We start from the raw sequence: 12,881 nt of genomic DNA on the forward strand, positions 1-12,881 counted from the left end.
TTAAACGAGTTATAGAAATTCAGAAGAACAGCTAGAGCGAAATGTTATTTCAAACTGTATCGCTAGAGAAACAAACGCCACCTACGCTGCTGCATGTGAACATAAGAATTTATGGAACTTTTTTAAGAACGCTATCGCTTGTGTCCAAGAGAAGCATTCGCAACTACATCTATGGTTAGCGACGACATTTGCTGCTGCTTTTTTGCCGCGAGCACAACCGACTTTTTCGGTGAGGGTCTTTCAAATGCACAAACTCTCGAGCACCCGATCCGAACTGGCTGACGCGATTTTTAGCCTGCGCCGCAGTTTTTATTCGCTGGCAGGATTCAGTGGCGTCATCAACGTCATGATGTTGACGCCAGCCGTGTACATGCTGCAGGTCTACGACCGGGCCCTGGTCAGTCGCAACGTCACGACATTGACGATGTTGACCGTGCTGGTGATAGGACTGTTCTTGCTGATGTCCACGCTGGAACTGGTGCGCACCCGCGTATTGATCCGGGTCGGCAACTGCCTCGACATGGACCTCAACCGACGCGTCTTCACTGCTGCGTTCGAGCGCAACCTGAGTCGTGCCGGAGGCAATCCGGCCCAGGCCCTGCAAGATCTCGCGCAAGTTCGTCAGTTCCTCGCCGGCAATTCCCTGTTCGCTTTTTTCGATGCACCCTGGACGCCGCTGTACCTGCTGGTCGCCTACCTGATCCACCCGCTGCTCGGACTGATCACCCTGATCGGCTCGCTGATTCTGGTGTTCCTGGCTTATCTCACCGAAAAGGCCACGCAGAAGCCGCTGGCCGAAGCCAATCAGGCCGCCCTCTCCTCCGCCTGCTACGCCAACAACAACCTGCGCAACGCCGAGGTCATCGAGGCCATGGGCATGCTGCCGTCGATTGGCAAGCGCTGGTACCAAAGCCATTTGCGCATCCTCGAAATGCAGACTCTGGCCTCCGACCGTGCCGCCCTGATCAGCAGCACCGGGCGCTTCGTGCGTATCACGTTGCAGTCGCTGATCCTCGGCGCCGGCGCACTGCTGGCGATCGAAGGCAAAATCACTCCCGGGATGATGATTGCTTGCTCGATCCTCACCGGCCGCGCGCTGGCCCCGGTGGAACAAGTCATCGCGTCGTGGAAGCAACTGCTCGGTTGTCGGTCAGCCTGGGGCAGGCTCAACGAGATGCTTGAAGACTATCCTCGCCGGCCACCCAGCATGTCGCTGCAGCGGCCGCTGGGCATGTTGGCCGTGGAGAATGTGTATGCCGGCGCCCCCGGCACCGGCAACACGATTGTGCGCGGGGTGAGCTTCAACCTTTCCCCCGGCGAAAGCCTTGGCATTATCGGTCCATCCGCCTCGGGCAAATCCACCCTCGCCCGCCTGCTGGTCGGCGTCTGGCCGGCGCAGGCCGGCAAGGTGCGCCTGGACGGCGCGGACATCTTCACCTGGAACAAGGGCGAACTTGGCCCTTGGCTCGGTTACCTGCCGCAGGACGTTGAGCTGTTCGAGGGCACCATCGCCGACAATATTGCGCGCTTTGGCGAAGTGGACAGCGACGCAGTCATCCGCGCCGCAAGAACGACCGGAGTGCACGAGATGATCCTGCGTTTTGCGCAGGGTTATGAGACCCGTCTGGGCACCGATGGCAGCCCGCTTTCCGGCGGCCAGAAGCAACGCATCGCCCTGGCCCGCGCGCTGTATGGAGAGCCCAATTTGATTGTGCTGGATGAGCCGAACGCCAACCTCGACGACGTCGGTGAAAAGGCCCTGGTCGATGCGCTGGCCCAACTCAAGGGCCGTGGCGCCACCGTCATTCTGATTTCCCACCGCCCCAACGTGCTCTGCGCCGTCGATAAGGTACTGATGCTGCGCGACGGCGGCGTTCAGATGCTGGGCACACGTGACGAAGTATTCGCAGCGCTGCGCAAGACCCATGTGATGCCTGCAGGCGCGTCGACTCCGCTGGCCTCCGTCAAAGCACGGGAGTGACCGATCATGCAAATGAACCAACACATCGAGATGATTCACACCGATCCCGGAAACGTGGTGGACCTGGACGTCGGCAAACCCATGCGCCGGGGCATCTGGCTGGTGCTCGCCGGTTTCGGCGGCTTCCTCCTGTGGTCCTGGCTGGCGCCGCTGGATGCCGGCGTGGTCGCGACAGGCACGGTAAAAGTCACCAGCAACCGCAAAGCCGTGCAGCATCTGAGCGGCGGCACGGTGGAGGCCATTCTTGTACGCGAAGGCGATGCCGTGAAAAAAGGCCAGGAGCTGGTCCGCCTCGACTCGCTGCGTGCCGTTGCCGAACAGGGTGCGGTCAGCGCCCAGTACATCGTCAGCAAGACCGTGGAAAACCGTCTGGAAGCGGAACGCGACGGCCACGATGTGGTGAACTACGATCCCGAATTGCTCAAGCATTTCGGCAACGACCACCGCCTGGTCGCCGCCATGGATCTGCAACAACGACTGCTCGATACCCGGCGCGCCGGCCTTGCTGGCGAAATCAGCATCCTGCAGGAAAACCTCGCAGCGTCGGCGGTGCAGCTCAAGGGGCTGCAGCAGGTCTATGGCGCCCGCGCCTCGCAGATCAACTTCCTCAGCCAGGAACTGCAAGGCACCCGCATGCTGGCAGCCGAAGGCTATGTGCCGCGCAACCGGCTGCTTGAGCTGGAACGCAGCAATGCCGACCTCTCCGCAGGCCAGGCGGAAAACCTCAATAACATCGCTCGCATACGCAGCCAAGCCACCGAAATCAAGCTGCGCATCCTGCAGCGCCAGCATGATTACCAGAAGGAAGTCGAATCTCAGCTCACCGACACCGCCAAGGAAAACACCACCCTGGCCGACCGCTTGCGTGCGCTGGACTATGAAGTGACCCACACGGTGATTCGCTCGCCCATCGACGGCATGGTCCAATCCCTGAGCATTGCGACCATCGGCGGGATCATTCAGCCCGGTTTCAAGATCATGGAAATCGTGCCGGACAACGAACCGCTGCAGGTCGACGCGATGATTCCCGTGCAGGCCATCGACAAGATGGTCCCCGGCCTGGCGGTGGACATTGCCTTCCCGGCCTTCAACCATGCCCGGACGCCCAACATCCCCGGCCGTGTGAAGACCGTCTCCGCCGACCGCCTGCTCGACGAGGAAAGCAAGCAGCCGTACTACCTGGCACAGGTAGAAGTCACGCCCGAGGGCATGAGCTTGCTTGGCAGCAATCACATTCGTCCCGGCATGCCCGCCAGCGTCACCATCAAGACCGGCGAGCGCAACTTGATGAGCTATCTCCTCAAACCCATGCTCGAGCGTGTCGACAGCTCGTTCAAGGAGCAATGAAATGGACCGTCATTGCCTGATCTTCTGCCTGCTGGGGCTGTCCTTCCCGGCCAGTGCCATGGACCTCAAACAAGCCTGGGATCTGCTGCAGTACCAAGGCCCCGTCTACCGCGCCGCCGTGCATGAAAAAGAAGCCGGCCTGGAAAACCGCGCCATTGGCCAGGCCGGCCTGCTACCGCAGATCAGTGCCTCGGCCTACGACAACAAGGTCAATGGCACCCAGCGCCAGAGCGGCATCGAAAGGGATCTGGACTACGACTCCAAGGGCGCCAATGTGCGCTTGCGCCAGCCGCTGTTCAACAAACAGAAAATGGCCGAGTACCGCCAGGGCAAACAGCGTGCCGACTACAGCGTCGCGGTGTTCGATGCCAAGAGTCAGGACGCGGCGGTGCGCCTGGCCGAAAGCTATTTCGACGTGCTCCTGGCCAGCGAAACCATCGTCCTCGCCAAGTCCAAACTGAGCGCCTTCGATGAGCAACTCGCCTCGGCGAAACGGCGCATGGAGCTGGGGGCCGGCACTGTCACCGACATCGACGAGTCGGTCGCTCGCCGCGACCTCGCCGAAGCCGAGTTGATCGAAGCACAGGACAACCTGATCAATGCCCGCCGCAAGCTTGAGGAACACATCGGAGAAACACCCGAATCGCTGACAACCTTGCGTCCGGGCTTCGATACGCCACCGCTGCTACCGAGCAACCTGCAGGACTGGTTGGTCAAGGCTCAGACCGATAGTCCGCTGATCCATGCGCGCCGTCACAGCAGCAACCTCGCTGAAGAAGAAGTGAAGCGCGCCAAGGCGGGACACTGGCCGACACTGGATTTCGTTGCCGGCTACACAGCGGGCGACAGCCAATCAATCTCCGAGCTCAATCAACGCAACCGCTACGGCTCAATCGGGCTGGAAGTGAATTTCCCGCTGTACAACGGTGGTGGTACCAGCGCGCTGACACGTCAAGCCAGCGCCAATAGTTACAAGGCCCTGGACGAGCTCGACGCCACGCGACAAGAAGTCATTTCCGGCACCACCCGCGAGTATGCCGGCATCCATAGCGGCGCCAAGCGTATTCACGCGCTGGAGCGGGCCGTGGAGTCCAACGAACGCTCACTGACTTCGACACGCAAGGGTTTCAAGGAGGGTGGCACCAGCACCAATTCGGACGTCCTCAACGCCCAGGAGTTGCTCTTCGTTGCGCAACACGATCTGTTCGAGGCCAAGTTGCGTTATTTGATGTCGCGTCTGCGCCTGGCCTCTTCGGTGGGCAGCCTGGGCGACGATGATATCGACCAGATCAACAACTACCTTGGCCCGGAACTGCTGGTCACCAACTGATGTTCGCCAGTGGGCCGGTTGAGCCAATGAGAGCTGACCGGCACCCCACTTCCGGGTAACTCTGATTCATCAAGGCTCGCCGCCCAAAACCATCCCGCCGAACCACTCTCCACGCTTTGACGCCGATTTTTCACTGTCGAAAACGGGTAATTCCATCCCCATAAACGGGGCGCTACACCCACCATAGATGGGGAGTTTCAACCGTATTTAAGGAATCTCCCCCACCCAGTTTTTCGATCACTTGTGACACTACACGCCGTCAGTCAATGAAACTGAACTTTTTCTTCGCGCTGCTGTAGTGGCTCGTTTGTTGCTCCTCACCTTGTACCCGCATTAGCTGTCGTCCCGAACGTGGAGACGGCGGGGCATCACGCGAGGGGTGAAAAATGAAACGCGCTAAACCACCATGCAATTCCATCGTCTTGCTGCGCAGGTCAAGCCTGCCCTGTGCGATGCTCCTTACTCTCAACACTGCCAATGCCGTACCACTCGACGACGTCAACCAACCGCCTCCGACGGACCCCTCGGCGTATACCAACCCGCCTGCCGACCCTGCGGCAGCGCTGGAAGCCTTGAAAACAATGCCGCCGACCAACCAGGGCGCGATTGCCCTGCCCAACGGCGCGTACGGTGACCGCAACACCCCACGCGCCGACAACGCGCTGCCGCCGGCCCTGCAAACCTCGTTCAAAATCCCCACCAACGGCAAACCCAGCCCGTTGTTCGGGGCGCAGCCCTACACGCAGCAACTGCTGCTGATGGAGGAGTTCGGCACGGAGAAACTCGACCCGACCCTGCCCGCGCCGACACTGACCTTCCCTGTGCCCCTTGCCGGTCCGGCGCCACAGCAGGACCCGGACAGCATCGCTCGCAGCGGCCCGTCGAGTGCGGCGCTGGAAGCCTTCATGCGCCAGCCCGGGCTTTACCCGTTTCCGTCGCAATACTCCAACGTGCTGGATCGCAACCCCTGGAAATCGCAGATCGAAGCCTTTCTCAACCGCCATCCGGTCGGTTCGCCGGCCGAAGGTCGTCCACCAGGAAAAGGCTGGTCCCATCAACGCTGGAACGAGTTCTACCCGCAGGTCGCCTTCAAGACCGTGCAAGCCGGCGCCAAACTCAACGGCGGCATGCGCGACCGCCGACAAATGCACAACTACGCCGTCGGTGAGTTCGGGCCTGGCGGGCTCTACTACCAGACCTCGGACATCCCGACCACCACGGGCACCACCAAAGGCATCGACACCCGTTTTCACCCCAAAATGCCGATTCAGAACCACAAGGCGCTATGGACCTTCGACGGCACCTTTCCTACAAAACTGCTGATGGTGCGCTACGGCCAACCGGTGCTGATGCGTCACTACAACGCCCTGCCGATCGACCCTGCCGCCAACATGGGTTTCGGCCTGCACACCCTCAGCACCCACGAACACAACGGCCACAACCCGGCCGAAAGCGACGGCTATACCAATGCGTTCTTCTTTCCGGGGCAGTACTACGATTATCGCTGGCCCATGCAACTGGCCGGCTACGACACCATCAACACCAAGGCTGAAGATCCTCGCGCGGCGTTCCCGTGCGCCCCGGGCGAAACCCTGTTCGTCAACGACGCCACCCCGGGCCTGAAGACTTGCAACAACGGCACCATCAGGATCCGCGGCGACTGGCGCGAAACCATGAGTACTCACTGGTTCCACGACCACATGCTCGATTTCACCGCGCAGAACGTCTACAAGGGCAACGCGGTGATGATGAACTACTACAGCGCCCTCGATCGCGGCAATGAGGCGGTCGAGGACGGCGTCAACCTGCGCCTGCCCAGCGGCTCGGCGCTGCCCTGGGGCAACCGCGACTATGACGTCAACATCATGGTGGCCGACAAGGCCTGGGATAAGAACGGTCAGCTGTGGTTCAACCCGTTCAACACCGACGGCTTTCTCGGCGATCAGATCCTGGTCAACTGGCAGTACCAGCCGCGCCTGAACGTGCGTGCTCGCAGCTATCGTTTCCGCATCCTCAACGGCTCGGTGTCGCGCTACTTCAGGATCGCGCTGGTGCGTGAAATCGCCGGCACCGGCGGCGAATTCCCCGGACCGGCAGGTTCCGGCGTGTCTTATGCGCGCGTGCCGTTCCACCTGATCGGCAACGACGGCAACATCATGGAACACGCCGTGCCGTTCGACGGCAGCATGGACCTGGACGGCGACGGCGACCTGCAGGACCACAACGCTATCCTGCCGGCCCAAGGCATTGCCGAGCGTTACGACATCATCGTCAACTTCGCGAAAAACGGGATCAAGACTGGCGACAAGCTGTACTTCGTCAACCTGATGGTGCACCAGGGCGGCAGGGGACCGGAGATGGATCCGATCAGCCTGGCCGACGTATTGTCCGGGAAGTACAAAGCGGTGCTCAAGCTGGGGAGCAAAGGACTGGAATGGGACAATGGCGACCCGGTGGTGGGCAAATTCATGCAAATGGTGGTGCAGCCTTACAGCGGCACGGATGTGAGCATGAACCCTGCCGAGTACGAGCCGGCCAAACCGGGCAAGGCGGTCGGTAAAATCATGATTCCGCTGACCCTCAACCGTGACGATCCGACGGTGCAGGCCAAACTCAAACTGGCGCGGCATCGCGAGTTCATCTTCGGTCGCTCCGATGGCACGGACGAAGAACCCTGGACCATCAAGACCGACGGTGGTTTTGGCTACCAGATGGACTCACGGCGAATCAGCGCCGCCCCGCAACTGGCCAACGGTCCGACGGATGCCGGGTTCTCCGGCGACGGCACCCTCGAGGTGTGGAAAATCAGGAACGGTGGCAACGGCTGGACTCACCCGGTGCACGTGCATTTCGAAGAAGGCATCGTCCTCAACCGCGACGGCAAGGCGCCACCGGAATGGGAAAAAGGCGCGCGCAAGGACGTCTATCGCATAGGCGAGGGCATCGACAGTTCGGTGGATGTGGAAATAGCCGTGCGCTTCCGCGAGTTCTCCGGGACCTACATGGAGCACTGCCACAACACCCAGCATGAGGACACTTCGATGCTGCTGCGCTGGGACATCGAGAGGCCCGGCCAGTTTCAGTTGATGCCAACACCCCTGCCCGGCTGGGACGGCGTCACCTATGTGAACTCTGCGGCGCTGCCGACCTTCCGCACCGGCGAAGGCGAAGGCGAAAACAAAAAACCGGTCGCCAAACCCGACAGCGCCACCAACAGAGACGGCAAACCGCTGACCATCAATGTGCTGGCCAACGACTCCGACCCTGACGGTCATGTGCCACTTAAAGTGGTGGGTCTGACGCAACCGAGCGCCGGCAAGGGCACGGTCACAGTCAGCACCGACGGCGTGCGCGTGATCTACACGCCACCGTCCCCAATCGCTGCGTCGTTCGTCGCCAGCTTTACCTATCAAGCCAGCGATACCAAGGGCGCGCTATCGACACCGGCGACGGTGACCGTGGCGGTCTCGGCACCGCGGTAACACGCTGACATGACCGCAACGCCGCCGGCCTGCTCAGCAATTGCCTGAAGGGTTGCTCGCAGTGTTGCAGGTTGTGTTCCTGGACGGAAACTTCAATGGGTCGATAGCTGCCTTTCATGCGGCAGCTATCGATTCCAGCCATTAGCCACCGGCAGCATTTGGCCCAGAGTTGCTAACGGCCAGTACCGGTTTGGCGCAAAAACCAACTTGAAATGCCTCCCCAGTTCAGAGGACACATCCCCATAAACGGGCTTTATTTACCCAAGCCTATATCGAAAGAGGCCCAAAACTGATTAAACCGGCAGGACTAATAGGCTCTTAACGTTTGGCATAGAGTTTGCTGAAAGTTAATGAGCACAATAATCGAGAGAGCAAAGCCGCTTCAAACCAGTTCAGCGACACTCCGACGGCATATACATTCAATAGATAATTAAATGCCCACGTCTAAGTTCGCCGCTCATAGTACTTTGCTATTTCAGGGAGCTACTGTCATGCCCCATGAGTCGATAACACTTACGTCTGTACTCATTCTTCTCATTTTTACTATAGGGGTAGGCTGGAATATTATCGGTTTGTTATTCGAGTAAGAATAAACGGTAAATACCACAACCTTCGTACTGCGTTGGTGTCCTCTATGGCCGCTTGCAGCCCATCGCGGTGGCGCGGACTACCGCTTCATCCCTCGATAAATCCATACAACCCGTGCCGCCGATCCCGATGCAAATCATTACGCGCACTGATGCGCTTGTTCCGCGCCTCGGCAAGGTTGAGTGTTGCCAGCAAAATCTGCTCACCGCCCTGCTCCGCCGGCCCGGCCAATGGATAACCATCGGCATCAACGATCACCGAACCTTGCACCCAACCGACTCCGCGTTCATGCCCATGCCGATCACACGCGGCAATGAACATCCGGTTCACCGAAGCATTGGCCTGAACCCGCACCACCTCCGCCGGGCGCTCGGTCGGAGGCCTTGGCCCATCGGGCCAATTGACCGGCGCGCAGAGCAAATCGGCGCCAGCCAGTGCAGGCAGGCGCACCCATTCAGGAAATTCCAGGTCGTAGCAAATCAGCATGCCGATCCGTCCATGGACCGTTTCGACCACCGGCGGCGCGTCATTGCCGGGGCTGAATATTTCGCTTTCCGCGTCCCAAAGGTGCGCCTTGCGATACACGGCGCGCAGGCCTTGGGCATCGATCATCGCGGCGCTATTGGTAAGCTGATCGCCCTCCAGCCGTTCACAGAAACCGCCGACCACCACGAGGTTCAGCTCGTGGGCAAGTGCCGCCCACAGATTCAAGGTCGGTCCTTCGACCGTTTCGGACAATGACAATGCTTCGCTGCGGTCGTTGAATACATAGCCGCTCTGCACCAGTTCGGGCAGCACCACCACTTGCGCCCCCTGCAACGCCGCCGAGCGAATCGCACGTTCTGTCAGGGTCCGGTTGTATGCAAGGTCGCCTATTTTCGGTGCCACCTGGCAGCAGGCGACCACGGTATTTTTCACGCTGTTCAACGCCCCTCCTCCACAGGCTGATGAGCCATGGCAACAATGTCGCTTTCGGTGATCGATTCGATGATCCGGCGTTCGTACTCGAGGTCGATCGAGCGGCTGAGGAGGTAATACGTCAGGCCGGAAACCACCAGGCCGACCAGCCAGGCGATGTCCACGCCTTCGAGCATGCGCGCCAGTGGCCCGACGAAAACCTCTTTACCGGCGGCGGCATCGAAGATGTAGAAGAACGGCACCATCGCGGCAAAGCCGATCAGGTACGAGACGATCCCGCGGAATTGCCAGGCGCCATAAATGCCCTTTGGCGTGAAGAAGTGCGGGATGGCGTAGCGGCCTTTGCGCACGAAGAAGTAGTCGACCAGATTGACCGCGGTCCAGGGCACGAGGAAGTACAACAGCAGCACGAGGAAGGTGTTCAACAGCGCGATGCCATCGCCCTTGATCGACAGCACGCAGGTCAACAGGATGAGGCTGATCGCGGAGATGGACATCACTCGGGCGCGGGGTGTCGGCGTGATTTTTTTGATCGAGTCGACGCCGGTCAACAATGTCAGCATGGCGCTGTAGGTGTTGAGCGCGATGATCGGCAGGAAGCCCGCCACCGAGACGATGACCAGCACATTGCCCAGGCCCGGGATCATCGAAGAGCCGACCTGGTTCAGCGCCACCAGCGCATCCGCCGCTTTCAACTGCTGTGCGAGCCAGGCGCCGAGGCCGATCATCCAGCCGCCCGATAACGATGCGCCGATGAATATGGCGGCGATCAATTTTGGTCGGCTGGTGTTTTTCGGCAGGTATCGGGAATAGTCGGAGACGTAAGGCGCATAGGAAATGTTGTAGCTCGCGCCGATGGCAAACAGCGTGGCAAACGCGACCCAACTGAAGCCCAGATCGGTCGACGGTGCGACGCCCTCCTGGCCGGCGCCGAACATCAAGGCGATGGTGACCAGCGCATACAGCGGTAAGGTCGCCAGTAACGCCCACTTGAAGGCTTTGTGCATCAGGTCGTGGCCGTAAATCGACAGCAGCGCGCCGATCAACACCACGGCAACGGCGACAAGGGTCGGGTCGATGCCGAAGACGTGTTCGAGGCCGTTCATGATCAGCGAGATGTTCACCACGTTGAAGCCGACGAACACGAACATCGTCGCCATCAAGGCCAGGATCACGCCGCGATAGCCGAACTGGGCGCGGGACTGGATCATTTGCGGGAGGCCCATTTCGGGGCCTTGCGAGCCGTGGAAAGCCATGAAGATCGTGCCGAACATGATCCCGAGCGCACCGGCGACCATGGTCCACAGCGCCGACAAGCCGAGGCTCGGGCCGACAAAACCGATGGAGATGGTGAAGAAGTGGAAGTTGCCCAAAAACCAGAAAGGGCCCTGGCTGCTGAGCTTGGCGTGGCGTTCGTTTTCCGGAATGTAATCGATCGAGTGGCCTTCGATGGCCAACCCGCCACTCGCCTCGAGGGCGTGCGCAGAATGAGGAGACCCTGACATACGATTGTTCCTATGCAGTTGATTGTTGTTTTTATGGGCAAAGCGCCGGTTTCATTGCAATGTAGGGCCTGGGGCAGGGCTGTAAAATATCGCAGGCACACTGTTTACATAGATCTGCGTCTATGTGAGTGAACATTGAGGGACACCCATGCTGGGCACTGTATCGGAGCTGGATCTGCGCTTGATCCGGGTCTTTCTGACCGTCGTTGAAGCAGGCGGCATCTCGGCCGCGCAAACCGCGCTCAACACCACCCAGCCGACCATCAGTGCGCAACTGGCGACGCTGGAAGCGCGGGTGGGATTTCGCCTGTGCGAGCGCGGGCGCGGCGGATTTTCGGTGACGCCCAAGGGCGGCCAGTTTGTCGAGGCGGCCCGCCGATTACTGGCGGCAGCCGAAGGTTTTCGGGTTGAAGTCCAGCACATCAATCGCAAGGTGTCGGGCAACATCAACATCGGATTGCTCGGTCAGATCGACCCCGTTGCCAACAAGAAAATCGCCCTGGCCATCGCGCGATTAAGGGCTCGCCATGAAGGCCTGTATTTCCACTTCACGGAACTGTCGTCGTCGCTGCTGGAAGAGAAAATCATCAACAGCCACATCGATCTGGCGATCGGTTACTTCTGGCACCGCTTGCCTAACATCGATTACTTCCCCTTGTTTCAGGAAACCCAGATCGCCTACTGCGCGCCGGCTCATCCGCTGTTCGAGCACGTGGGCGAGCTGACCCGGGATGACGTCCGCGATTACGACTGGGTATGGCCCAGCCACCCCTTGCCGGAAATGCCCGCGCCGACCTCTATCGAACGCCTGACCGTGCTCACCGACAGCATGGACGGTGCGGCGCTGCTCATCCTTTCGGGCCAGCATCTGGGCTTTCTGCCGCAGCATTATGCGGCGAAGCATGAACAGCTGGGGCAGTTGCATCCGCTGAATCCCGAACTGCTGCGCTATGAGGTCGGCTTTCATGCGGCGGTTCGGCATTCGGCGCGGCAGCGGGATTTGGTGAGCGCGTTCCTGAGCGAGCTGATCGATATTTTCGGTTCTTAAATGCGTATTTCGCTGGTCGGGATGACGTCGATCCGTGCCACCGAACCGGTCAGGCGCGCCAAGTCCTTGTTGTGCTCGGCAATGATGTCATCGGCATGCATGTTGCCATTGTCGACGGTTGAATGGGCATCGGCAGCGAGCACCACGTCGTAACCCAACGAGTGTGCCTGGCGAACGGTAGCGTTAACGCAATAGTCGGTTTGTAGACCGCATATGATCAGGCGATCAACGTCACGTTTTTGCAGGAGTTGGCGCAGATCCGTCCGGTAGAAAGAGTCCGGTGTGGTTTTGCGTACGCGCAGGTCCTGAGGTGATGTCTCCAGTCCGTCCGCCAGTTGCCAGCCGCTGGAGTTGTGTTTGAGCAGATCACCCTCCTCGTGCTGGATGAAGATGACCGGAATATTGGCATCGCGGGCTCCGGCACTCAGGTCATTGATGTTCTCGATGACGCGTTTGATCTCAAAGCATTCGTACTCGCCAGTGCACAAGGCGTGCTGGACGTCGATGATCAGCAGTGCAGTAGTCATGGTTCCTTCCTTGAGAGGTCGGTGGATCACTCTATATGTAGCAGCTGTCGAGCAGCACCCTGTGGCGAGGGGATTTATCCCCGTTCGGCTGCGAAGCAGTCGTAAAACCTGAACGCACGATCTACCTGATGCACGGCGTTGTCTGAATTCACGAC

General features: G+C 59.9%; 8 protein-coding genes. 5 read left to right on the top strand and 3 right to left on the bottom strand.

The annotated features are described in order from the left end of the window. Positions 1–244: 244 nt before the first annotated feature. From ACRC4F_RS05205 to ACRC4F_RS05220, 4 genes are all read left to right on the top strand, one after another. On the top strand, positions 245–1,981 hold the full coding sequence (locus tag ACRC4F_RS05205) for a type I secretion system permease/ATPase (RefSeq protein WP_438658388.1): 1,737 nt from the start codon (positions 245–247) through the stop codon (positions 1,979–1,981). A 6-nt stretch (positions 1,982–1,987) separates the two neighbouring features. After that, positions 1,988–3,328, top strand: coding sequence for an HlyD family type I secretion periplasmic adaptor subunit (locus ACRC4F_RS05210; protein WP_438658389.1), 1,341 nt, complete (start codon positions 1,988–1,990; stop codon positions 3,326–3,328). Position 3,329: 1 nt separating this feature from the next. Beyond that, positions 3,330–4,658 carry a TolC family outer membrane protein gene (locus ACRC4F_RS05215; protein WP_438658390.1) on the top strand — a complete coding sequence of 443 codons (1,329 nt, stop codon included), beginning with the start codon at positions 3,330–3,332 and terminating at the stop codon, positions 4,656–4,658. Positions 4,659–5,110: 452 nt separating this feature from the next. Next, positions 5,111–8,140, top strand: coding sequence for an Ig-like domain-containing protein (locus ACRC4F_RS05220; RefSeq protein ID WP_438658465.1), 3,030 nt, complete (start codon positions 5,111–5,113; stop codon positions 8,138–8,140). A gap of 675 nt (positions 8,141–8,815) precedes the next feature. Here the strand turns inward: ACRC4F_RS05220 and ACRC4F_RS05225 are convergent. After that, positions 8,816–9,655: a nitrilase family protein gene (locus tag ACRC4F_RS05225; RefSeq protein WP_438658391.1), complete on the bottom strand. Its 840-nt coding sequence runs from the start codon at positions 9,653–9,655 to the stop codon at positions 8,816–8,818. Further along, positions 9,652–11,151, bottom strand: coding sequence for a purine-cytosine permease family protein (locus ACRC4F_RS05230; protein ID WP_438658392.1), 1,500 nt, complete (start codon positions 11,149–11,151; stop codon positions 9,652–9,654). Before ACRC4F_RS05230 ends, ACRC4F_RS05225 begins: the two co-directional genes overlap by 4 nt. A gap of 148 nt (positions 11,152–11,299) precedes the next feature. Between ACRC4F_RS05230 and ACRC4F_RS05235 the strand changes: the two genes are divergently transcribed. Beyond that, entirely contained in the window at positions 11,300–12,199 is a 900-nt protein-coding gene (locus ACRC4F_RS05235; RefSeq protein WP_438658393.1) for a LysR family transcriptional regulator, read from the top strand. Here ACRC4F_RS05235 and ACRC4F_RS05240 read toward each other — a convergent pair. After that, the gene (locus ACRC4F_RS05240; RefSeq protein WP_438658394.1) at positions 12,196–12,726 is read right to left on the bottom strand and encodes a cysteine hydrolase family protein; all 531 of its coding nucleotides are present in this window, start codon (positions 12,724–12,726) and stop codon (positions 12,196–12,198) included. The two genes, ACRC4F_RS05235 and ACRC4F_RS05240, sit on opposite strands and share 4 nt — an antisense overlap. Positions 12,727–12,881 lie beyond the last annotated feature (155 nt).

Origin of the sequence: Pseudomonas sp., from assembly GCF_051660785.1 — a bacterium.
In the GTDB taxonomy this organism is placed as follows: Bacteria; Pseudomonadota; Gammaproteobacteria; order Pseudomonadales; family Pseudomonadaceae; genus Aquipseudomonas.

Excerpts from the sequence above, each read along its gene's own strand:
- ACRC4F_RS05230 (WP_438658392.1), bottom strand. The coding sequence starts at position 11,151 with ATGTCAGGGTCTCCTCATTCTGCGCACGCCCTCGAGGCGAGTGGCGGG.
- ACRC4F_RS05240 (WP_438658394.1), bottom strand. The coding sequence starts at position 12,726 with ATGACTACTGCACTGCTGATCATCGACGTCCAGCACGCCTTGTGCACT.
- ACRC4F_RS05215 (WP_438658390.1), top strand. The coding sequence starts at position 3,330 with ATGGACCGTCATTGCCTGATCTTCTGCCTGCTGGGGCTGTCCTTCCCG.
- ACRC4F_RS05205 (WP_438658388.1), top strand. The coding sequence starts at position 245 with ATGCACAAACTCTCGAGCACCCGATCCGAACTGGCTGACGCGATTTTT.
- ACRC4F_RS05220 (WP_438658465.1), top strand. The coding sequence starts at position 5,111 with ATGCTCCTTACTCTCAACACTGCCAATGCCGTACCACTCGACGACGTC.
- ACRC4F_RS05235 (WP_438658393.1), top strand. The coding sequence starts at position 11,300 with ATGCTGGGCACTGTATCGGAGCTGGATCTGCGCTTGATCCGGGTCTTT.
- ACRC4F_RS05210 (WP_438658389.1), top strand. The coding sequence starts at position 1,988 with ATGCAAATGAACCAACACATCGAGATGATTCACACCGATCCCGGAAAC.